The organism is Paracoccus sanguinis (assembly GCF_012689545.1).
GTDB classification, from domain to species: Bacteria; Pseudomonadota; Alphaproteobacteria; order Rhodobacterales; family Rhodobacteraceae; genus Paracoccus; species Paracoccus panacisoli.
In genome coordinates, this window is sequence record NZ_CP051542.1 from 1,989,569 (window position 1) to 2,011,120 (window position 21,552).

General features: G+C 70.4%; 22 protein-coding genes and 1 tRNA gene. 14 read left to right on the top strand and 9 right to left on the bottom strand.

The genetic code is table 11. The features are described 5' to 3' along the window. Nucleotides 1–4 precede the first annotated feature (4 nt). Both rpmD and HGN31_RS09540 read left to right on the top strand, forming a co-directional pair. On the top strand, nt 5–190 hold the full coding sequence (gene rpmD / locus HGN31_RS09535; protein ID WP_036707523.1) for a 50S ribosomal protein L30: 186 nt from the start codon (nt 5–7) through the stop codon (nt 188–190). A 227-nt stretch (nt 191–417) separates the two neighbouring features. Then, nucleotides 418–705, top strand: a complete 288-nt coding sequence (locus HGN31_RS09540) for an I78 family peptidase inhibitor (protein ID WP_168783031.1) — start codon at nt 418–420, stop codon at nt 703–705. Nucleotides 706–778: 73 nt separating this feature from the next. Here HGN31_RS09540 and HGN31_RS09545 read toward each other — a convergent pair whose 3' ends face one another. Beyond that, complete coding sequence (locus HGN31_RS09545) at nt 779–1,438, bottom strand: peroxiredoxin (protein ID WP_168783032.1); 660 nt, start codon at nt 1,436–1,438, stop codon at nt 779–781. Nucleotides 1,439–1,653: 215 nt separating this feature from the next. On the opposite strand from HGN31_RS09545, the gene HGN31_RS09550 reads away from it, so the two are divergent. Together HGN31_RS09550 and HGN31_RS09555 are read left to right on the top strand one after the other, a co-directional pair. After that, nucleotides 1,654–3,105 (top strand): aldehyde dehydrogenase family protein, encoded by a 1,452-nt coding sequence (locus HGN31_RS09550; RefSeq protein WP_168783033.1) that lies wholly within the window; start codon nt 1,654–1,656, stop codon nt 3,103–3,105. A 60-nt stretch (nt 3,106–3,165) separates the two neighbouring features. Beyond that, nucleotides 3,166–4,098, top strand: a complete 933-nt coding sequence (locus tag HGN31_RS09555) for a DMT family transporter (protein ID WP_211096281.1) — start codon at nt 3,166–3,168, stop codon at nt 4,096–4,098. Here HGN31_RS09555 and HGN31_RS09560 read toward each other — a convergent pair. Together HGN31_RS09560 and HGN31_RS09565 are read right to left on the bottom strand one after the other, a co-directional pair. Further along, nucleotides 4,095–4,262 carry a hypothetical protein gene (locus HGN31_RS09560; RefSeq protein WP_156113502.1) on the bottom strand — a complete coding sequence of 56 codons (168 nt, stop codon included), beginning with the start codon at nt 4,260–4,262 and terminating at the stop codon, nt 4,095–4,097. The two genes, HGN31_RS09555 and HGN31_RS09560, sit on opposite strands and share 4 nt — an antisense overlap. Further along, nucleotides 4,252–5,982 (bottom strand): long-chain fatty acid--CoA ligase, encoded by a 1,731-nt coding sequence (locus HGN31_RS09565; RefSeq protein ID WP_269429257.1) that lies wholly within the window; start codon nt 5,980–5,982, stop codon nt 4,252–4,254. Before HGN31_RS09565 ends, HGN31_RS09560 begins: the two co-directional genes overlap by 11 nt. Nucleotides 5,983–6,186: 204 nt before the next feature. Here HGN31_RS09565 and HGN31_RS09570 point away from each other — a divergent pair, with 204 nt between their 5' ends. The 6 genes from HGN31_RS09570 (at nt 6,187) to HGN31_RS09595 (ending at nt 12,714) form a co-directional block, all read left to right on the top strand. Continuing rightward, the gene (locus HGN31_RS09570; RefSeq protein WP_168783034.1) at nt 6,187–7,038 is read left to right on the top strand and encodes an ureidoglycolate lyase; all 852 of its coding nucleotides are present in this window, start codon (nt 6,187–6,189) and stop codon (nt 7,036–7,038) included. 365 nt (nt 7,039–7,403) lie between these two features. After that, nucleotides 7,404–8,462: an ABC transporter ATP-binding protein gene (locus tag HGN31_RS09575; protein ID WP_168783035.1), complete on the top strand. Its 1,059-nt coding sequence runs from the start codon at nt 7,404–7,406 to the stop codon at nt 8,460–8,462. Nucleotides 8,463–8,550: 88 nt separating this feature from the next. Then, nucleotides 8,551–9,909 (top strand): ABC transporter substrate-binding protein, encoded by a 1,359-nt coding sequence (locus HGN31_RS09580; protein WP_036703701.1) that lies wholly within the window; start codon nt 8,551–8,553, stop codon nt 9,907–9,909. A gap of 96 nt (nt 9,910–10,005) precedes the next feature. Then, a complete protein-coding gene (locus tag HGN31_RS09585) occupies nt 10,006–10,941 on the top strand; it encodes a carbohydrate ABC transporter permease (RefSeq protein WP_074826178.1) in 936 nt (311 codons plus the stop codon). A 1-nt stretch (nt 10,942) separates the two neighbouring features. Next, a complete protein-coding gene (locus HGN31_RS09590) occupies nt 10,943–11,815 on the top strand; it encodes a carbohydrate ABC transporter permease (RefSeq protein ID WP_168783036.1) in 873 nt (290 codons plus the stop codon). Then, nucleotides 11,812–12,714 (top strand): sugar kinase, encoded by a 903-nt coding sequence (locus HGN31_RS09595; RefSeq protein WP_342355762.1) that lies wholly within the window; start codon nt 11,812–11,814, stop codon nt 12,712–12,714. The genes HGN31_RS09590 and HGN31_RS09595 overlap by 4 nt, the downstream gene beginning before the upstream one ends. Here HGN31_RS09595 and HGN31_RS09600 read toward each other — a convergent pair. The 5 genes from HGN31_RS09600 to HGN31_RS09620 all read right to left on the bottom strand — a co-directional run bounded on the left by HGN31_RS09600 (nt 12,711) and on the right by HGN31_RS09620 (nt 16,959). After that, on the bottom strand, nt 12,711–13,580 hold the full coding sequence (locus HGN31_RS09600) for a DMT family transporter (protein ID WP_231565779.1): 870 nt from the start codon (nt 13,578–13,580) through the stop codon (nt 12,711–12,713). The genes HGN31_RS09595 and HGN31_RS09600 overlap by 4 nt on opposite strands. A gap of 38 nt (nt 13,581–13,618) precedes the next feature. After that, entirely contained in the window at nt 13,619–14,641 is a 1,023-nt protein-coding gene (gene queG, locus HGN31_RS09605) for a tRNA epoxyqueuosine(34) reductase QueG (protein ID WP_244961215.1), read from the bottom strand. A gap of 67 nt (nt 14,642–14,708) precedes the next feature. Then, nucleotides 14,709–15,389, bottom strand: a complete 681-nt coding sequence (fzlA, locus tag HGN31_RS09610; protein WP_036705823.1) for an FtsZ-binding protein FzlA — start codon at nt 15,387–15,389, stop codon at nt 14,709–14,711. A gap of 105 nt (nt 15,390–15,494) precedes the next feature. Beyond that, nucleotides 15,495–16,205, bottom strand: coding sequence for a monofunctional biosynthetic peptidoglycan transglycosylase (gene mtgA / locus HGN31_RS09615; protein WP_168783039.1), 711 nt, complete (start codon nt 16,203–16,205; stop codon nt 15,495–15,497). A gap of 109 nt (nt 16,206–16,314) precedes the next feature. Continuing rightward, nucleotides 16,315–16,959: a DUF1269 domain-containing protein gene (locus HGN31_RS09620; protein WP_168783040.1), complete on the bottom strand. Its 645-nt coding sequence runs from the start codon at nt 16,957–16,959 to the stop codon at nt 16,315–16,317. A gap of 181 nt (nt 16,960–17,140) precedes the next feature. Here HGN31_RS09620 and HGN31_RS09625 point away from each other — a divergent pair, with 181 nt between their 5' ends. Next, nucleotides 17,141–17,590 carry a YaiI/YqxD family protein gene (locus HGN31_RS09625; RefSeq protein ID WP_036733506.1) on the top strand — a complete coding sequence of 150 codons (450 nt, stop codon included), beginning with the start codon at nt 17,141–17,143 and terminating at the stop codon, nt 17,588–17,590. A gap of 76 nt (nt 17,591–17,666) precedes the next feature. Here HGN31_RS09625 and HGN31_RS09630 read toward each other — a convergent pair. Then, a tRNA-Leu gene (locus HGN31_RS09630) sits at nt 17,667–17,751 on the bottom strand. Between the two features lie 244 nt (nt 17,752–17,995). Here HGN31_RS09630 and HGN31_RS09635 point away from each other — a divergent pair. The 3 genes from HGN31_RS09635 to HGN31_RS09645 all read left to right on the top strand — a co-directional run bounded on the left by HGN31_RS09635 (nt 17,996) and on the right by HGN31_RS09645 (nt 21,542). After that, nucleotides 17,996–18,982, top strand: a complete 987-nt coding sequence (locus tag HGN31_RS09635) for a complex I NDUFA9 subunit family protein (RefSeq protein WP_043133303.1) — start codon at nt 17,996–17,998, stop codon at nt 18,980–18,982. 18 nt (nt 18,983–19,000) lie between these two features. Beyond that, nucleotides 19,001–19,801, top strand: a complete 801-nt coding sequence (locus tag HGN31_RS09640; RefSeq protein ID WP_168783041.1) for an undecaprenyl-diphosphate phosphatase — start codon at nt 19,001–19,003, stop codon at nt 19,799–19,801. Between the two features lie 181 nt (nt 19,802–19,982). After that, nucleotides 19,983–21,542, top strand: coding sequence for an NAD(P)-dependent oxidoreductase (locus HGN31_RS09645; RefSeq protein ID WP_036704382.1), 1,560 nt, complete (start codon nt 19,983–19,985; stop codon nt 21,540–21,542). The last annotated feature ends 10 nt before the right edge of the window (nt 21,543–21,552 follow it).

The following is a 21,552-nucleotide window of genomic DNA, read 5'->3' on the forward strand; positions in this document are numbered from 1 at the left end:
TCCCATGGCAACCATCGTCGTCAAGCAGATCGGCTCGCCGATCCGCCGGCCCAAGGAACAGCGCGCGACGCTGAAGGGGCTCGGTCTGAACAAGATGCACCGCACCCGCGAACTCGAGGACACCCCCTCGGTCCGCGGCATGGTCAACGCGATCCCGCACCTGGTGCAGATCGTCGAAGAGAAGAACTGATCCCCTCGGGATCGACGAACGAAGGGCCGGGGCAACCCGGCCCTTTTTTGATGTCCGCGCGCCGGGGGCACCGGGGCAGGGCGCCTGCATCGGCCATCCTGCCTTGCAGATCACCCGTCCACACCCGCCGCTCGCGGCCATGTGTCTGTCCGGCAAGGGGAAAGGCGGAACCGGGGGCCGGCGATCGTGGTTGCCGGGGCATGAAGCTTGCAACCTAGGAGCCTGCCATGCGCCTTCCCCTGATCCTCGCCGCTGTCGGTGGCACGACGCTGCTCGCCGCCTGCCAGCCGATGCCGCCCTCGACCACAGTCGTCGTCACCCCGCAGGCCAACGAGTGCATCGCCGACCGCTTCCAGCAGTTCGTGGGCCAGAAGTCGCCCGCCATCACCGTGCCCGCTGGCACCGTCGTGCGCCACTACCGCACCGGCGACCCCGTCACGATGGACCTGAACCCGTCGCGGCTGAACTTCGAATACGACCGCACCGGCAAGCTGGTGAAGGTCACCTGCGGCTGACACCCCCCCCCTCGGAAACGAGAAACGCCCCGGATCGCTCCGGGGCGTTTAGCATTGCGCGGGGGCCTGTCGCTCAGGCGCGCTCGGGCTGCTTGACGTAGCGCAGGTAGGGCAGCTTGCGGTCCACCTTGCCGAACTTCGCCTCGGCCTGCTCGTCCGACAGCGACAGCGCGGCGATGACGTCCTGCCCCGGCACCCAGTTGGCGGGGGTGGCGATCGGCACGCCGTCGGTCGCCTGCACCGCGTCCAGCGCGCGCAGGATCTCGGCGAAGTTGCGGCCCACCGACATCGGATAGGTCATCATCAGCCGCACCTTCTTGTCCGGCCCGATGATATAGACGGTCCGCACCGTCGCGCTGTCCGCGGCCGTGCGCCCGTCGGGCATGTAGGCGTCCGCCGGCAGCATGTCATAGAGCTTGGCGACCTTGAGGCTGGTGTCGTCCACGATGGCGAAGTTGGCCGGGGTGCCGGCGAACGCCTCGATGTCGCGCTTCCACTTGCGGTGCTCGTCGGCGCTGTCCACCGACACGCCCAGCACCTTCACGCCACGCTTCTCCCACTCGGAGGCGAGTTGCGCCACGGCACCGAACTCGGTCGTGCATACGGGGGTGAAGTCCTTGGGGTGGCTGAAGATGATGGCGTAGTTGTCGCCCATCCACTCGTGGAAGCTGATCTCGCCGTCCGAGGTGTCGGCGGTGAAGTCCGGGGCGGTATCGTTGATGCGCAGGGCCATGACATGCTCCTTTGGCTGCCGGTCAGGCGAAAACATAGACGCGCCGGCGCGGAATGCCACCCCCGGCCGCGGCATGGCGGCCCTGTGCCGCGCCGTCGATCCGCCCGCCGCCCCGGTCGGATCGTCGGCCGCGCCGGCCTTGCAGAGCCTTGCCGCCGGTGCGACCCTGCCCCCGACAGTTCACACCGACCAACGACATGAGGGGGAGCGCGCTGATGGCCGATCTCGCGGACAAGCGGAAATTCTACATCGACGGCGCCTGGGTGGCGCCCGCCACGCCGAACGACCTCGAGGTGATCGACCCGACGACCGAAGAGCCGGTGGCGGTGATCTCGGTCGGCGCGCAGGCCGACACCGACCGCGCCGTGGCCGCGGCCAAGGCGGCCTTTCCGGGCTGGTCCGCGACCCCGCCCGCCGAGCGGCTGAAATACGTCGAGAAGATCCTCGAGATCTACAAGCGCCGCAACGACGACATCGCCGCCGCGATGACGACCGAGATGGGCGCCCCGACCGACATGTCGAAAGAGGATCAGGCCGGGTCCGGCTCGTTCCACATCGAGACCTTCATCGACAGCTTCAGGGACTTCGAGTTCATCCGCCCGCTGGGCGACCACGCCCCCACCAGCATGGTCGCGTGGGAGCCGATCGGCGTCGTCGGCCTGATCACCCCGTGGAACTGGCCGATGAACCAGGTCACGCTCAAGGTGATCCCGGCGATCCTCGCCGGCAACACGGTGGTGCTGAAGCCGTCCGAGATCGCGCCGCTCTCGTCGATGGTCTTTGCCGAGGTGATCGACGAGGCCGGGCTGCCCAAGGGCGTGTTCAACCTCGTGAACGGCGACGGGGCAGGGGTCGGCACGCAGCTTTCGACCCACCCGGATGTCGAGATGATCTCGTTCACCGGCTCGACCCGCGCCGGCATCGCCATCACCAAGGCCGCCGCCGACACGGTCAAGAAGGTCGCGCTGGAGCTGGGCGGGAAGGGCGCAAACCTCGTCTTTGCCGACGCCGACGACAAGGCCGTGGTGCGCGGCATTCGGCACGTGTTCTACAACTCGGGCCAGTCCTGCAACGCCCCGACCCGGATGCTGGTTGAGCGCGGCGCCTATGAGAAGGCCGTCGAGACGGCGAAGAAGGTGGCCGAGGAAACCTCGGTCGGCAGCGCCCATGACGCCGGCAAGCACATCGGCCCGGTCGTCAGCAAGCAGCAGTGGGACAAGATCCAGGACCTGATCCAGAAGGGCATCGACGAGGGCGCGCGGCTGGTCGCCGGCGGCACCGGCCTGCCCGAGGGCGTGAACCGCGGCTACTACGTCCGCCCCACGGTCTTTGCCGACGTGACCAACGACATGACCATCGCCCGGCAAGAGATCTTCGGCCCGGTCGTGGCCCTGATCCCGTTCGAGTCCGAGGAAGAGGCCGTCAGGATCGCCAACGACACGATCTACGGGCTGACCAACTACGTCCAGACGCAGGACGGCGCGCGCCGCAACCGGCTCGCCCGGCAGCTGCGCTCGGGCATGGTCGAGATGAACGGCGTCAGCCGCGGCCGCGGCTCGGCCTTCGGCGGGGTCAAGGCCTCGGGCCGGGCCCGCGAGGGCGGCGTCTGGGGGCTCGAGGAGTTCATGGACTCCAAGCAGATCTCGGGCTGGGACAAGGACGCGTGAGCCTGAGCGCAGTCACCCCTGCCAGACGGACCAGCCGCCCCCGACGGGGCGGCTGACCCCATGCCTGCGCCCGTCCCCGCGGGTCCGGCGCAGGCCGCCCCGGTCCTGCCGCCGCCCGCCATCAGCACGGCGGGCGTGCTGTGGATGCTCGGCAGCCTCACCTCGTTCATCGGCATGGCGGTCGCCTCGCGGCAGCTCTCCACGGCGATGCCGATCGTCCAGATCCTCGTGCTGCGCTCGCTCGTCGGGCTGGCGGTGGCGGCGCTGCTCGCCCCGCGGCTCTGGCCCGAGCTGCGCCGGCACCGCGACTTTCCCCTGCACCTCGCCCGCAACATCGTCCATTTCGCGGCCCAGTACGCCTGGACGCTGGGCGTAGCGCTTCTGCCGCTGGCGCAGGTCTTCGCGCTCGAGTTCACCATGCCGATCTGGGTCGCGCTCTTCGCCTGGGCCGCGCTGGGGGAGCGGGTGACCCGCATCCGCATCGCGGCCATCGCGGTCAGCTTTATGGGGGTGCTGATCGTGCTCAGGCCCGGCGCGGGGATGATCAACCCGGCGGCGCTGCTCGTGCTGGCGTCGGCGGCGGGCTATGGCGCCTCGGCGGTGTTCGTCAAGCGGCTGACGCGCAGCGCCTCGCCCGCGGTGATCGTGGTGTGGATGGTGCTGCTGCAACTGCCGATGGGACTGGCGCTGCTCGCGCTGACCGGCGGCTGGGTGGCGCCGCGGACAGCGGACCTGCCGTGGATCGCGGTGGTGGGGCTCACCGCCCTCAGCGCGCATTACACCATGGCGCAGGCGTTGCGGGTGATGGACGCCTCGATCGCCATCCCCATCGACTTCCTGCGGGTGCCGCTGATCGCGGTGATCGGCTGGCTCGCCTATGCCGAGCCGATCAGCGCCGCCGTGCTCTTCGGGGCGGTGGTGATCTTCGCCGCCAACTTCACCGCCATGCGGGCCGAGGCGCTCGCCCGGCGCCGCGCCCGCGCGACGGGCTAGATCACCAGCACCGCCACCACGGCCACGGCGAGCATCCCCACGGTCAGCAGCCGGAACACCGTCGGGTTCGCGGTCGCCCCGGCGCGGCGCAGGTTGGCCAGCGCCGCGACGGTGGCCACGAGGATCGCCGCCGCCTTCCAGAGCGCCGCGGGATCAGCGCCCATCGGCGTCCGTCAGACCGGCGTCCGTCGGCCCGGCGGCCGCGTTCGCCGCGCCCTCGGCGGCCAGCGCCGCCTGCTCGGCCTGCAACTCGGCCATCGCCTCGTCCCACAGCACGTCGCCATGCGCCTCGCGCAGCGTGGCCTTGACCACCTTGCCGGTGGCGCCCAGCGGCAGCGTCTCGACGAACACGACCCGGTCGGGCTTCTGCCAGCGCGGCACCTTGCCGTCATACCACGCCAGCAGCTCAGCCTCGGTCAGGTCCGACTGCGGCCGCTTCTGGCAGCAGATCACCGGGCGCTCGTCCCATTTCGGGTGGCGCGCCGCGATGGCGGCGGCGTTGGCGACCTTGGGGTGCGAGACGGCGATGTTCTCCAGATCGACGGTCGAGATCCACTCGCCCCCCGACTTGATGATGTCCTTGGACCGGTCGCGAATCACCATGTAGCCGTCCGGGTCGATGGTGGCGATGTCGCCGGTGTCGAACCAGCCGTCCCAGGTCAGCGCGGGCTTTTCATGCCCGAAGTAGCTGTCGATGATCCAGTGGCCGCGGATCTGCAGCTCGCCCTCGGTCTGGCCGTCGGACGGCAGCACGAGGCCGTCGGCGCCGACGATCCTCAGCTCGACGCCGTAGGGCGGCCGCCCCTGGCCGTTGCCGATCCGGTCCTGCTCGGCCTCGGGCAGGGCGCCGTGCTTGGCCAGCGGCGCGTTGAGCGTGCCGAGCGGGCTCGTCTCGCTCATCCCCCAGGCGTGGATCAGCTCGACCCCGTAGCGGTCGCGGAACGCCGCCCGCATCGACGGCGGCAGCGCCGAGCCGCCGACCACGGTGCGCTTGAGCGTCACCGGCTTCAGCCCCGAGGTATCCAGCGCGTTCAGCAGTCCCAGCCAGATCGTCGGCACCCCGGCGGCCATCGTCACGCCCTCGTCCACGATCAGATGCGCGAGGCTGTCACCGTCGAGCCGCGGCCCCGGCAGCACCAGCCGCGCCCCCACCGCCGCGGCGGCATAGGGGATGCCCCAGGCGTTGACGTGGAACATCGGCACCACCGGCATCACCGAATCCGCCGCGCCGATCGCCAGCCCGTCGGTGTTGTTCACGGCGAGCCCGTGCAGCAGCGTCGAGCGATGGGTGTAGAGCACGCCCTTGGGGTTCCCCGTCGTCCCCGAGGTATAGCAGAGCGACGACGGCGTGGTCTCGTCCAGCTCGGGCCAGGGCGCGTTCGGGTCGCCCTCGGCCAGCAGCTCGTCGTGGAACAGAAGCCCGGGGATCGCGGCCGCGGCCTCCTCGTCCCGGCCGCCCAGCAGCACGATGCCGCGCAGCGTGGTCAGCTGGTCCCTGAGCTTGGCGATCAGCGGCACGAAGGTCTTTTCGATGAACAGCATCCGGTCGCCGGCGTGGTTCACGATATAGGCCATCTGCTCGGGCGAGAGGCGCGGGTTCACCGTGTGGCAGACCATCCCCATGCCGGGGACGCCGAAGTAGAGCTCGAGGTGCCGGCGGTTGTTCCAGGCGAGCGTCCCGATGCGGTCGCCCTTTTCCATCCCCCGCGCGATCAGCGCCGAGCCGATGCGGTGGGCGTTGGCGCCGACCTCGCCCCAGGTGGTGTGCTCGAACCCGCCCTCGGTCAGGGCGGACACGATCTCGGTCCCGGCGTGATAGCGCGCGGCATGGTCGATCAGCGACCCGATCGACAGCGATTGGTGCATCATGCGGCCCAGAAGCATGGCGCCGTCCCTCCCTCATCCGTGTGGTGGGCCATCTTGCGCGCCGCCGGCGGGGCCGCAAGGGCCATGACGTTGCGGCATCGGGGCGCAGCGGGGCAGGCGACCCGGGCGACCTCTGCGGCGGGGATTTCTGGTATGCCAGATTGCACCCCGCCCCGCGCTGGCCTATCGTCGCGGGCGACGAAATGCTGGCGAGGAGTCCCGATGAAACTGTTGCGCTATGGCCCCGCGGGGTCCGAGAAACCCGGACTGCTGGACGCCGAGGGCCGGGTCCGCGACCTCAGCGGCCACGTCGCCGACATCGCCAACGATGCACTGCTGCCCGAGGGGCTGGCGCGCCTTGCCGCGCTCGACCCCGCCAGCCTGCCGCTGGTCGAGGGCACCCCGCAGGACGGGCTGCGCCTCGGCCCCTGCGTGGGCGAGGTCCGCAAGTTCATCGCCATCGGCCTCAACTACGCTGACCACGCCGCCGAGTCGGGGATGCCGGTCCCGTCCGAGCCGGTGGTGTTCAACAAGTGGACGAGCTGCATCGTCGGCCCCGACGACGACATCCGCATCCCCCACGGCTCGACCAAGACCGACTGGGAGGTCGAGCTGGGCGTCGTCATCGGCAAGCCCGCCGCCGGCGTCACGCGCGAGGCCGCCCTCGACCACGTCGCGGGCTATTGCGTCGTCAACGACGTGAGCGAGCGGGAATGGCAGCTCGAGCGCACCGCGACCTGGGACAAGGGCAAGGGCTTCGACACCTTCGGCCCCATCGGCCCGTGGCTGGTGACCGCCGACGAGGTGCCGGACCCGCAGGCGCTGTCGATGTGGCTCGAGGTGGACGGCAAGCGCTATCAGGACGGCTCGACCCGGACGATGGTGTTCGGGGTGGCCGAGCTGGTCGCCTATTGCTCGACCTTCATGACGCTGATGCCCGGCGACGTGATCACCACCGGCACGCCGCCCGGCGTCGGCATGGGGCAGAACCCCAAGGTGTTTTTGAAGGGCGGCGAGGTCATGCGGCTGGGGATCGAGGGGCTGGGCACCCAGACCCAGCGCGTCGTGGCCTGACCGGCCGTCACGCCTGCGCGCGAGGCTGTGCGCGCGGGCGGGCTCGCGGTTCGCGCGAGAGTGACCTGCTTGAGGGGCGTCCGCTCGGGTCGCCTTTCCAACCTCACAACTAAACGCCGCGCCCGGACAGGCGCGGCATCGGCGTGGGCACCCGTGCCCTGCGCCGAACGAGGTGCGTTTGCGCCCCTCTGCGTCACCCCTGTCCGGCGCGCAGGCTCGGCAGCCTCTCCGCGTGAGGCGGACGTATACATTGTTCCCCTGCCTCCGCGCGCCCCCGATCCCCAATCCCCGACACTGAAACCGCTTGCGCCAAGCCCGGCCCCGTGCCTAGCATGGCCGCACTGGATACCTTGGGAGGGGTGTGCATGGCGTCCGTGACGATCGACGATGTCCGCAAGTCCTATGGCGCGGTCGAAGTCCTGCACGGGGTCAATGTGGACATTGAAGAGGGGCAGTTCGTCGTCCTCGTCGGCCCCTCGGGCTGCGGCAAGTCCACGCTTCTCAGGATGCTCGCCGGGCTCGAGCACATCACCTCGGGGCGGATCCTGATCGGCGACCGGGTGGTGAACGACCTGCCGCCCAAGGATCGCGACATCGCGATGGTGTTCCAGAACTACGCGCTCTACCCGCACCTGACCGTGGCCGAGAACATGGGCTTCTCGCTCAAGCTCGCGGGACAGAGCCGGGCGCGCATCGCCGAGCAGGTACGGCCGGCGGCCGAAATCCTCGGGCTTGCGCATCTGCTCGACCGCTATCCGCGGATGCTCTCGGGCGGGCAGCGCCAGCGCGTGGCGATGGGGCGCGCCATCGTCCGCAACCCGAAGGTGTTCCTGTTCGACGAGCCGCTGTCGAACCTTGACGCCAAGCTGCGGGTGACGATGCGGACCGAAATCAAGAACCTGCACCAGCGGCTCAGGACCACGACCGTCTATGTCACCCACGACCAGATCGAGGCCATGACCATGGCCGACAAGATCGTGGTCATGCACGACGGCCGGGTGGAACAGGTCGGCGCGCCGCTCGAACTGTACGACCGGCCGGCGAACCTGTTCGTGGCGGGGTTCATCGGCTCTCCGGCGATGAGCATGGTCAAGGGGCGGCTGGCCGAGGACGGCCAGTTCCTGGCCGCCGACGGCACCCGGCTGCCGGTCGGCGACACCGGCCGGGCGCGGACCGGGCAGCCGCTCGTCTATGGCGTCCGCCCCGAGGCGATGCGGCTGGGCGGGACGATCCCGCTGGCCGTCGAGGTGACCGAGCCGACCGGGGCGGAAACCTATGTCGTCGGCACCCTGGGCGGGACCGAGATCACCGGCGTCTTCCGCGACCGCGTGGCGGTGCCGCCGGGCGGCGTCCTCGACATCGGCATCGACCCGGGCGCGGTGCATCTGTTCGACGAGGGGACCGGCCAGCGCCTGACGGCATAGACGACCGGCCGCCCGCGCCGGGGAGGGCGCGGGACGGACCAAGCACCAGGCGGCAGCGACCGCCGACTGTAGGGGAGGAACCACCACCATGACCATCGACCGCAGAACCCTGCTGCGCGGCTCGGCCGCGATGGCGGCGGCCGGGGCGCTGATCGGGCCGTTCGGCGCCCGCAGCGCCGCGGCCCAGGCCGCAGCCCCCGCGGGCGGCGCCGCCCCGGCCGCGGGCGCAGCCCCCGCCGCGACCTTCACCCCCGAGGCCGGCGCGAGCCTGCGCCTGCTGCGCTGGGTGCCCTTCGTCAAGGGCGAGGAAGAGGCGTGGAACGCCAACACCAAGGCCTTCACCGACGCGACCGGCGTGCAGGTGACCATCGACCAGGAAAGCTGGGAGGACGTCCGCCCCAAGGCCGCCGTCGCCGCCAACGTCGGCTCGGGCCCCGACATGGTGATGAGCTGGTTCGACGACCCCTTCCAGTATCCCGACAAGCTGGTGGACGTGACCGACCTCTGCACCATGCTGGGTGAGCGGCACGGCGGCTGGTACGACGGCCTCGCCGCCTACGGCCAGCAGGACGGCAAGTGGATCTCGACCCCGCTCTGCGCGATCGGCAACGCCATCTGCTACCGCGACAGCCACGTGAAGGCCGCGGGCTTCGACGAATTCCCCAAGGACACCGAGGGGTTCCTGAAGCTCTGCGAGGCGCTGAAGGCCAAGGGGACGCCTGCGGGCTTCCCGCACGGCAAGGCGGTGGGCGACGGCAACAACTATGCCCACTGGCTGCTCTGGTCGCACGGCGGGCAGGCCGTCAACGAGGCGGGCGAGGTCACCATCAACTCGCCCGAGACGCTGGCCGCCATCGACTATGCCCGCAAGATGTACGCGACCTTCATCCCCGGCACGGAAAGCTGGCTCGACATCAACAACAACCGCGCCTTCCTCGCGGGCGAGGTGTCGCTGACGGCGAACGGGGTGTCGCTCTACTACGCGGCGATGAAGGACCCGGCGCTCAAGCCGATCGCGGACGACATCCGCACCACCAACATGCCGATCGGGCCGGTCGGGAAGTCGGTCGAGCTGGCCCAGACCTCGACCGTCTCGATCTTCAACCACTGCAAGTATCCGAACGCGGCCAAGGCCTATCTCGAGTTCATGTTCCGCTCGGACAACTTCAACCGCTGGCTCGAGGGCGCCTCGGCCTATTGCTGCCAGCCGCTCAAGGAGTTCGCGTCGAACCCGGTCTGGACCTCGAACCCGATCCACACGCCCTATTCCAAGGCGTCCGAGTCGCTGCGGGTGAACGGCTACGCCGGGCCGCTGGGGCCGGCGTCGGCGGGGGCGATGGCGGATTACGTGCTGGTGGACATGTTCGCCGAGGCCGTCACCGGCCAGCGCTCGCCCGAAGAGGCGATCGCCAACGCCGAGCGGCGGCTGGCCCGCTACTACCGCTGAGCAAGCGTCGAGGGCCGGCGGGTGACCGCCGGCCCCCTCGGACGCCCGCCGTCACGCCCGCCACCGCCCGCACCCCTTGCCGCGAGAGGCCGCGCCATGCCGACCCACCCCGCAGACGCCCCGCCCCGCAAGGGCCTGTTCGGCCGCATCGCCGAGAGCCGGAACTGGCTGGGCTTTCTCTTCATGCTGCCGGCGGCGGCGTTCCTGATCTTCTTCCTGACCTACCCGCTGGGACTGGGCGTCTGGCTGGGTTTCACCGACACCAAGATCGGGCGGCCGGGCAGCTTTGTCGGGCTCGAGAACTATCAGTGGCTCTTCGATGACCCGGTGTTCTGGCTCGCGGTGTTCAACACCCTCTTCTACACCGTCTTCGCCTCGGTGGCGAAGTTCGCGCTGGGCCTGTGGCTCGCGCTGCTGTTGAACCGGCACCTGCCGTTCAAGAACTTCTTCCGAGCGATCATCCTGCTGCCGTGGGTGGTGCCGACGGTGCTGTCGGCCATGGCCTTCTGGTGGATCTTCGATTCCCAGTTCTCGATCCTGTCGTGGATCGGGATGCAGCTCGGGCTGATCGACCGGCCGATCAACTTCCTCGGCGATCCGTGGAACGCCCGCTGGTCGGTCATCGCCGCCAACATCTGGCGCGGCATCCCGTTCGTGGCGATCTCGCTGCTGGCCGGGCTGCAGACAATCCCGCAGTCTCTGAACGAGGCCGCCGCCATCGACGGCGCGACGCCGTGGCAGCGGTTCCGGCACGTGACGCTGCCGCTACTGACGCCGATCATCGCCGTGGTGATGACCTTCTCGGTGCTGTTCACCTTCACCGACTTCCAGCTCATCTACGTGCTGACCCGCGGCGGACCGGTGAACGCCACGCACCTGATGGCCACGCTCAGCTTCCAGCGCGCCATCCCCGGCGGGCAGCTGGGCGAGGGCGCGGCCATCGCGGTGGCGATGATCCCGTTCCTTCTGGCCGCGATCCTGTTCAGCTTCTTCGGCCTCCAGCGCCGCAAATGGCAGCAAGGGAACGACTGAGATGGCGCAAGAGGACAACGCCACCGGGCTCGAGCAGTACGAATCCCCCGCCCGCCGCATCCTCGTGCTGTGGCTGCCGCTGGCGGTGTTCGTGTTCGTGCTGCTGTTCCCGTTCTACTGGATGGCGATCACGGCGGTGAAGCCGGACAACCAGCTCACCGACTACCGGAACTACAGCCCCTTCTGGGTGGTCGGCCCGACGCTCGACCACATGCGCTACCTGCTGTTCGAGACGACCTACCCGCGCTGGATGTGGAACACGGTGATCGTGTCGGTGGCCTCGACGGCGATCTCGCTCGTCGCGTCGGTGCTGGCCGCCTATGCGATCGAGCGGCTGCGGTTCCGCGGCTCGCGCATCACCGGGCTGATGATCTTCCTCGCCTATCTCGTGCCGCCGTCGATCCTGTTCATCCCGCTGGCGTTCATCGTCTTTCAGGTCGGCATCTTCGATTCGCGCCTTGCGCTGATCCTCACCTATCCGACCTTCCTGATCCCCTTCTGCACCTGGCTGCTGATGGGCTATTTCCGCTCGATCCCTTATGAGCTCGAGGAATCCGCGCTGGTCGACGGGGCGAGCCGCTGGCAGATCCTGACCAAGGTGGTGCTGCCGCTGGCGGTGCCGGGGCTGATCTCGGCCGGCATCTTCGCCTTCACGCTGAGCTGGAACGAGTTCATCTATGCGCTCACCTTCATCTCGTCGTCCGAGAACAAGACCGTGCCGGTGGGGGTGCTGACCGAACTCGTGCGCGGCGACATCTACGAATGGGGGGCGCTGATGTCGGGGGCGCTTCTGGGCTCGCTGCCGGTGGTGATCCTCTATTCGTTCTTCGTGGACTACTACGTCTCGTCCATGACCGGGGCCGTGAAGGAGTGAGGCGGCTCACGGTCCTGGCGCTGGGCGAGGCGATGGTCGAGCTGTCGGCCAGCGCCGACCCCGCGCTGTGGCACCTCGGCTTTGCCGGCGACACGCTGAACACCGCGTGGTACCTGCGCCGCCTGCTGCCCGCGGATCAGGCGGTGGGCTATCTGACCCGCGTGGGCACGGGCGGGTTCTCGACCCGGCTGCGGGACTTCATCGCCGCGGCGGGGATCGTGCCCGACCACATCGGAACCGATCCGGCGCGCGAGGTCGGGCTTTACGCCATCGACCTCAACGACGGCGAGCGCAGCTTCACCTATTGGCGCAGCGCCTCGGCCGCGCGCGGGCTGGCCGACGACGCCGGCGCGCTGGACCGGGCGTTCGCCGAGGCCGCCACGCTCTACCTCTCGGGCATCACCGTGGCGATCCTGCCGCCCGAAGGCCGCGACCGGCTGGCGGTGGCGCTGGCCCGCGCGTCCGAGGGCGGCGCGCGGGTCGTCTTCGACCCCAACATGCGGCCCCGGCTGTGGGAGGATGCGGCGACGATGCGCGCCCAGATCACCCGCTTCGCCGGGCTTTCGGACCTGATCCTGCCCAGCTTCGACGACGAGGCCGCGCAGTTCGGGGACGAGGGGCCCCCGGCCACCATCGCCCGCTACCTCGACGCGGGCGCGGGCACGGTGGTGGTCAAGGCCGGCGGCGGGCCGGTGCATTACGGCGGCGCCGCGGGCGCGGGGGTGGTGGCGGACCTGCCGCGCGCCACGCCGGTCGACAGCACCGCCGCGGGCGACAGCTTCAACGCGGGCTACCTCGCCGCGGCGCTGCAGGGTCAGCCGCCCGAGGCCGCCATCCGCGCCGGCCACGCCCTCGCCCTCAGGGTCATCGCCCACCGCGGCGCGCTGGTGCCGCTCTAGCGCGGGGTGCCCGCCCGCCGCGCGCGGCTGATGCCCAGTTGCCGCTCGCGCCAGATGATCGCCACGCCCGCCGCGATGATCACCGCCGCGCCCAGCAGCATCCGGGCCGAGGCGCCCTCGCCGAACACGAACCAGCCGATCGCCAGCGCCATCAGCATCGAGGCATAGTCGAAGGGCGCCACCAGCGAGGCATCCGCATAGCGATAGGCCGAGGTCAGCATGATCTGCGCCGCCCCGCCCATAATCCCGCAACTGACCAGCAGCGCCGCGGTCCGCGCGTCCGGCACCACCCAGCCGAACGGCAGGGTGACGAGCGACAGCACCGTGGCCGTCACCGAGAACCAGAACACCACCGCTGCCGTCCGCTCGGTCGCCACCATCTTCGAGATGAAGATCTGCGCCAGCGCCCCGAACGCCGCCCCGGTCAGGGTCAGCATCGCGCCGAGCGACTCGGCCATCGTCACCGACCCGGCGCCGACCGACAGCCGCGGCGACAGGACGATCAGCACGCCCACAAGCCCGATCGCCACCATCGACAGCCGGAAGCCGCGCACCGGCTCGGCCAGAAACATCCCGGCAAAGATCACCGTCAGCAGCGGCATGGCGTATCCCAGCGCCGTCGCCTCGGGGAAGGGCAGGAGCCCGAGGCCCGCGAAGCTCGTCCCCATCGCGATCGAGCCGACGATGCCGCGATAGGCGTGCGCCATCGGGTCGCGGGTCTTGAGGCCAGTCGCCAGCTCGCCCCGCCACGCCAGCCAGGCGAGGATCACCGGAATGGCGAAGAGCGAACGGAAGAACACCTGCTCGCCTGCGGGCACGGTCGCGGCGGTGGCCTTGAGCACCGCGCCCATGACGGTGAAGATCATCACGCTGCCCAGCTTGAGCGCGATGCCCGTGAGCGGGCTCACGACAGCCGCCCCACGGCCCAGCGGGCGGCGTCGGCCACGGCCGGGTCGGCGTCCTCGCACAACCCCTGCGCCACGGGCCGCAGCGCCGGGATGCCGCTGTTGCCGATGGCATAGAGCGCGTTCCGCACCAGCCGGTTGCGGCCGATCCGCTTGACCGGCGTGCCCGCGAACCGCGCCCGGAACCCGGTGTCGTCCAGCCCCGCCAGCTCGGCCAGCGCCGGCGCCCGGTGCGGCCCGTGATAGCGCAGGTCCGCCGCCGCGACCGCAAACTTGTTCCACGGGCAGACGGCCAGGCAGTCGTCGCAGCCGAACACCCGATTGCCCATCCGCCCCCGCAGCTCAGGGTCCACCGGCCCGCGATGCTCGATGGTCAGATACGAGATGCAGCGCCGCGCATCGAGCTGGAACGGCGCCGGAAACGCCCCCGTCGGGCAGATGTCGAGACACGCCCGGCACGACCCGCAATGCTCGCCCTCGGGCGCATTGGGGGGCAGCTCGAGCGTGGTGAAGATCGCGCCGAGGAAGAACCAGTTGCCGAGATCCCGGCTCAGCAGGTTGGTGTGCTTGCCCTGCCAGCCGAGCCCCGCAGCCTGCGCGAGCGGCTTCTCCATCACCGGGGCAGTGTCCACGAACACCTTGATCTCGCCCCCGAAGCGCTCGATCATCCAGCGCCCCAGCCGCTTCAGGCGCGGCTTGACGATGTCGTGGTAATCCTTGCCCTGCGCATAGACGCTGATCGCGCCCTGGTCGCGCCGGCCGAGGTCGTCCAGCGGATCGTGGCCGGGCGCATAGCTCTCGGCCAGCATCACCACCGAACGCGCCGCGGGCCACAGCGCCGCCGGATCGCCGCGCCAGCCGGCGCGCTCCTCCATCCAGCCCATCTGCCCGTGCCGCCCGGCGTCCAGAAACGCCGCAAGCCGCCCCGCCGCCTGCGGGATCGCGTCGGGCGTGGTCACGCCCACCCCCGAAAACCCCTCGTCCCGCGCGCGGTCGAGGACCAGCTTCTTCCTTGCGAAAATATCCCGGGGGGAGTCCGCCGCAGGCGGGCGGGGGGCAGCGCCCCCCGGGCCCCCGCGCGAGGGCGGCTCAGAAGTCGAGCTGCGCATAATGCGGCGCCGGGGCCAGCCCGGACACCTGGTCGGCCAGCACGCTGCGGAACGCCGGGCGCGATTTCACCGTGGCATACCACTCCCGCAGCACCGACGAGCGGTCCCAGTCCACGTCCGAGATGTAGTCGAGGCACGACAGATGCGCCGCGGCGGTGAAATCGGCGAGGCTCAGCGTGTTCCCCGCCAGCCATTTCCGCTGCTCGAGCAGCGAGCCGAGATAGTCGATGTGGTCCTTGACCGCCCGCAGCCCCGACTTGACCAGCCGCGAGTCGGGGTAGCCCGCCTTCATCACCTTCTTCCACACCCGCTCGGACAGGATCGGGCGCGTCACCTCGTCGTTGAACTTGTCGTCGAACCACGCGCAGAGGCGGCGCACCTCGTGCCGCTCGATCGGCGTGGTGGGCATCAGCGGGGGCGAGGGGATCGTCTCGTCCAGATACTCGCAGATCGCCTGGCTCTCGGCGAGCAGCCGGCCGTCGATCCGCAGCACCGGGATCTTGCCGGCCGGGTTGCGGCGCAGGATCTCGGAGCCCGGCTCCCACCAGCGTTCCTCGACCAGCTCGACCTCGACGCGCTTCTCGCCCAGCACCAGCCGCACCTTGCGGCAATAGGGCGAAAGCGCGGTGTGATAGAGCCGCGGGGTCGAGGGGGTCGTCATCGAACGGGCCTTTCGGGGCAGTCTGGAACGGGCGGGTGAGGTCGGTCGGTGATACGCGGCCCGCCCGCCCGGCACAACCGCCAGAGGGGGCGGGGTTCAGCCGCCTTACCGCTCGAAACAGGCGGCGCGGCCGTCGCGGCGGATCGTCTCGGCCCCGTCGGCGATGGCGCGGGCGCGGCTCGATCCGGGGCGCGCGGTGCGGGACTTCGGCGCCGGCAGCACCGCGGCCAGCGCCGCCGCCTGCGCCGGGCTCAGCCGGTCGGGCGTGGTGCGGAAGTGGTGCGCCGCGGCGGCGTGGACGCCGAACACGCCCGGCCCGAACTCGGCCACATTGAGATAGACCTCGAGGATGCGCCGCTTGGTCCACACCGCCTCGATCATCGGGGTGTAGAGCGTCTCGAGCGCCTTCCTGACCCAGCTTCGCCCCTGCCACAGAAACACGTTCTTGGCCGTCTGCTGGCTGAGGGTCGAGGCGCCGCGCGTCTCGCCCCGGGCGATGACACGCCGGATCTCGGTCATGTCGAAACCCCAGTGCTGGCAGAAATTGGCGTCCTCGGCCGCGACGACGGCGCGCAGCATCACGGGGGCGATGTCGTCGGCCGGGGTCCAGCGGCGGTCGAGGCTTGTGCCTTCGGTCAGGATCGTCAGCGTTGTCGGCGGGTTCACCACCCAGCCGTAGAGCAGCACGAGCCCCAGCATCGTGAGCCCCACCCGCCCCGCCAGCCGCCCGGCGTAGCGCACGGCCCAAGCCAGCGGGCTGCGCCGCGGGCGGCCGTCGGCATCGTCCAGCGAGGGGGAGGCGGGCGCCCGGAACATCGGCGCCCTCGTCTCACGCGGCGGGCCGCGCGGTCAAGAAAGCCCGCGCGGCGCGCGGCCTGCGCCCGACCGGGCGTGGCATCGCTGCCGCGCTGACTTGTCCGGAACGTCAGAGCTTTTCAGGCGGAACCGGGTGATGGCCCGCGCTTGCCATGCCGACGTCGGGCATCGGCCCGGCCTCGGCCGCCACCGTCGCCGCGCCGCCGACCGGCGCGCCACTCGCAGCCCCGGCCCCGTGCGCCGCCGCGTTCGCCGCCGGCCAGCCTGCCGCGCCGAGCGTGTGCCGCAGCCGCTCTTCGTCGGCGTTGCTCATCGAGGTCTGGATGACCCGCGCCCGGCTGCCGTATTTCTCGAGCCGCGGCAGCAGCTTGTCGAGGTTGAAGTCCTGCGCGAGGATGAACACCGCGCCGCTGCCCAGCGGCACCGTCTTGCCGATCTGGCGGATGAAGTCGTCCGGAATGCCATAGTCGGTGGCCGACCCGGCCAGCGCCCCGGCCCCCGCCCCGATCGCCGCCCCGGCCAGCGGGTTGAGGAACAAAAGCCCGATCAGCCCGCCCCAGAACCCGCCGCCGAGCGCCCCGGCCGAGGTCAGGTTCAGCGCCTGGTGCAGCTGGTACTCGCCCTCGGTCGGGCGGGTCACCACGACCGCATCCTCGAGCTTGAGCAGGTATTCCTTCTGCGCCTTGGCAAGCTCGTCGCGCAGGGCAAAGGCGTCCGCCTCGGAATCGAAGCCGATGACGATGAGTTGGGACATGGTGTTCTCCATCTGGTTGACCGGGTGAACCGGGCGGGAAACGCCCGCCCCGCCGCTGCGGTTCAACCGACGCCGCGTCGGCCGGGGTGGGCCCACGGGGCGGCCGGGCGGCAAGCCAGCGCTTGCGCGACCCCTGCGCCGCGGGCAGACCGGGGCGGAGCGAGCAAAGGAGGCCCCGGGAATGACGATCTATGTCGATGCCGACGCCTGCCCGGTGAAGGCCGAGGCCGAGCGGACCGCGACCCGCCACCGGCACAGGCTTGTGATCGTGTCGAACGGCGGCATCCGCCCCTCGGCCAACCCCCTCGTCGAGACGGTGATCGTCCCCGAGGGACCGGACGAGGCTGACAAGTGGATCGCCGCCCGCGCCGGTCCGGGCGACATCGTGATCACCGGCGACATCCCGCTCGCCGCCCGCTGCATCGAAGGGGGCGCGCAGGTGCTCAAGCACGACGGGCAGCGGCTGGATGCGGCGAACATCGGCCCGATCCTCGCCGCGCGCGACCTGATGGCCGACCTGCGCGCGGCCGATCCGTTCCTGCAGGGGCGGGCGCGCGCCTTCGCCAAGGCCGACCGCTCGCGCTTCCTCGAGGCGCTGGACCTCGCCCTGCGCCGCGCCGGGCCGGGCTGAGCCGGGGCGAGGGGAGGGCCGGAGGCCGGACAATGAAAAACCCCGAGGAGTGACCCTCGGGGTTTGTTCATGCGGTTGGTGCCCAGGAGAAGACTCGAACTTCCACGCCTTGCGGCACACGGACCTGAACCGTGCGCGTCTACCAATTCCGCCACCTGGGCAGGTCGCGTGAGGGGGGGATTTAGAGGCGGTCGCGGGGGGTGTCAACGGGCTTTTCGGGGACCGGCTGCGAAAATCTCGACGGGCCGGTGAGGGGGCGCGGGCAGGGTCGCCAGCGCCGCGCGGAAACGCTTGCGGCCCGTGCGTCCGACGCGCCCGTTCCGCTTGCTGCGCCGTTGAGGGTTCGCTATCACCCGAAACGGACGGGGAAACCGCCCCGCTCGAGAGTTGGCCCGGAGGGCGCGCATGGCACGGCTGGTCACGATCTATGGGGGTTCTGGCTTCGTTGGGCGCCAGATCGCGCGGCAGATGGCGGCCGCGGGATGGCGCGTTCGGGTCGCCGTACGGCGTCCGAACCAGGCCGGGGTGGTGCGCACCTATGGCGCCGTGGGCCAGGTCGAGCCGGTGCCCTGCAACGTCCGCGACGATTTGTCGGTGACCGCGGCGATGATGGACGCGGATGCGGTGATCAACTGCGTCGGCATCCTCGTGCGCGAGGGGCGCAACAATTTCGACGCCATCCACGACGAGGCCGCGGGACGCATCGCCCGCATCTCGGCCGAGCGTGGCGTCACGCATTTCGTCCAGCTGTCCGCGATCGGCGCGGACCCGGCGTCGGACAGCCGCTACGCCGCCTCGAAGGGGCGGGGCGAGGCCGCGGTGCTGGCGCACCGGCCCGACGCGGTGATCCTGCGGCCCTCGGTGATCTTCGGGCCGGACGACAAGTTCTTCAACAAGATCGGCGGGATGATGCGGCTGGGCCCGATCCTGCCGCTGCCCGGCGCCGCGACCGAGCTGCAGCCGGTCTATGTCGAGGACGTGGCCCGCGCCGCGATGATGGGGGCCGAGGGCACCGCTGCGCCCGGCATCTATGAACTCGGCGGCCCGGACGTGATGACCATGCGCGAGATCGCCCGCATGGTCGCGGTCGTCACCGACCGCCGCCGCGCCATCGTGGGCGTGCCGTCGTTCCTCGCCGTCCTGATGGGCTGGGGCTTCGACGCGGTCCAGTGGGCCAGCGGCGGGCTGGTCACCAACCGCGTGCTGACCCGCGACCAGGTGCGGCAGATGCGCCGCCCGAACCGCGTCGGCACCGGCGTCATGGGCTTCGCCGAGCTGGGGATCGAGCCGTCCTCGGCGGCGGCGGTGGTGCCCGAGTATCTGTGGCGCTTCCGCCCCTCGGGGCAGTACGAGTCGATCAAGGCCTCGGCCCGGAACCTGCGCGAAAGCTGAGCCGGCAAAGGGAAATACGTGAGCTATCTCAACGACGTGATCCTCGGGGTGATCGAGGGGATCACCGAGTTCCTGCCGATTTCCAGCACCGGGCACCTGCTTCTGGCCCAGCACTGGCTGGGGGCGCGGTCGGACACCTACAACATCGTCATTCAGGCCGGCGCGATCCTCGCGGTGACGCTGATCTACTGGCGGCGGCTGGCCGATCTGGCGACAGGCTGGCGTGATCCGGGCAGCCGCGACTACCTCGCCAAGCTGCTGACCGCCTTCGTGATCACGGCGGTGCTGGGGGTGGTGGTCAAGAAGGCCGGGTTCCAGCTGCCTGAGACGGTGACCCCCATCGCCTGGGCGCTGGTGATCGGCGGGGTCTGGATGATCCTGGCCGAGCGCTTTGCCGCGCGTCTGCCCGACAGCGCCGCGATCACCTGGCGGGTGGCGGTGGCGGTCGGGGTGGCGCAGGTCGTGGCCGGGGTGTTTCCGGGCACCTCGCGCTCGGCGGCGACGATCTTTGCGGCGATGCTGCTCGGCACCTCGAACCGCGCGGCGGCGACCGAGTTCGCCTTTCTGGTCGGCATCCCGACGATGTATGCGGCGAGCGCCTATGAGCTGCTGGACCGGCTCCGCGGGGGAGGCGCTGCGGCACCCGAGGACTGGACGGCGCTCGGGATCGCCTTCGTCGTCTCGACCGTGACCGCGTTCGTCTCGGTCAAGTGGCTGCTGGGCTACATCCAGACCAACCGCTTCACGATCTTTGCGGTGTACCGGATCATCTTCGGCGGGTTGCTGTTGGCGCTCGGCTGGTATGGGGTCGTTTCATAGGCCAACGGGACCAATGGGTTGGCGGGCATTAGGTTTCATATAGGTCCTAATATTCCCGCCGCCCTACGGCACGACGAAACAGCTCATCGGGAAAACTCCATAATACGTCAACAGAGCTGACTTTTTATCCCCTCATCCCTGCTTTACAGGGGGCTTCGGATGATTCGAGGGGGCGCAGCCGATGGCCACGCAAACGATGCTCAAGTTCGTCACCGTGCCGCGGCAGATGCCCGACAAGCGCACGGCTGCCGAGCGCGCCGAAGACTTTCACGAGATCTACCGCGAGTTCGCCGACGCCAAGGCGAAAGAGCAGGCGAGCCGGTGCAGCCAATGCGGGGTTCCCTACTGCCAGAGCCACTGCCCGCTTCATAACAACATTCCCGACTGGTTGCGCCTGACCGCCGAGGGGCGCACGCAGGAAGCCTATCTGCGCGCGCAGGAGACCAACACCTTCCCCGAGATCTGCGGCCGCATCTGCCCGCAGGACCGGCTGTGCGAGGGCAACTGCGTCATCGAGCAGTCCGGCCACGGCACCGTCACCATCGGCGCGATCGAGAAATACATCACTGACACCGCCTGGGACGAGGGCTGGGTCCAGCCGATCCGCCCCGCGGCCGAGCGGGCCGAGAGCGTCGGCATCATCGGCGCGGGGCCGGGCGGGCTCGCGGCCGCCGACCGGCTTCGGCGGATGGGGTTCCAGGTCACCGTCTACGACCGCCACGACCGCGCCGGCGGGCTGCTGATCTACGGCATCCCCGGCTTCAAGCTGGAAAAGCCGGTGGTCGAGCGCCGCAACCGCCTGCTGGAAGAGGGGGGCGTCGAGTTCGTGCTGGGCGCCGACGTGGGCCAGACGATCAGCTTCGACGCGATCCGCGGCAAGCATGACGCGGTGCTGATCGCGACCGGCGTCTATCAGACCCGTGATCTCGACATCGACAACGCGCCCGAGCGCGGGGTGGTGCGGGCGCTGGACTATCTGACCGCCTCGAACCGCGTGGACCTGGGCGACGAGGTGCCGGATTTCGAGGATGGAGAGCTGAACGCCGCGGGCAAGCGCGTGGTGGTGATCGGCGGCGGCGACACGGCGATGGACTGCGTGCGCACGGCGATCCGGCAGGGGGCTGTCAGCGTCAAGTGCCTCTACCGCCGTGACCGGGCCAACATGCCGGGCAGCCAGCGCGAGGTGCAGAACGCCGAGGAAGAGGGGGTGGAGTTCGTCTGGCTCTCGGCCCCGAACGCCTTTGCCGGCCACGCGCCGGGCGTCGCCCGCAAGGCCGACGAGGGCGCGGTGGCGAACGCCGGCGGCGATCTGTCGGGCGACGGAGTGGGCGACAACCCGACCCTCGCCCCCGCGCATGTCCCGGTCGAAACCCCGAGCCGCGTCAACGGCTTGCGGGTGACGCGGATGCGGCTCGGCGCGCCCGACGTGTCGGGCCGGCAGTCGCCCGAGCCGATCGAGGGCGCCGATTACGACGAGCCCGCCGACCTGGTCATCAAGGCGCTGGGGTTCGAGCCCGAGGACATCCCGCGGCTCTGGGGGGTCGAGGGGCTCGAGGTGACGCGCTGGGGCACGATCAAGGCCGACTTCCGCACCCACCGCACCAGCCTGCCCGGCGTCTGGGCCGTGGGCGACATCGTGCGGGGCGCGAGCCTCGTCGTCTGGGCGATCCGCGACGGGCGCGAGGCCGCCGACGCCATCGCCGCCGAGCTGGCCGGGGCCAGCCGGATGGCCGCCGAGTGAGGCATCTGAA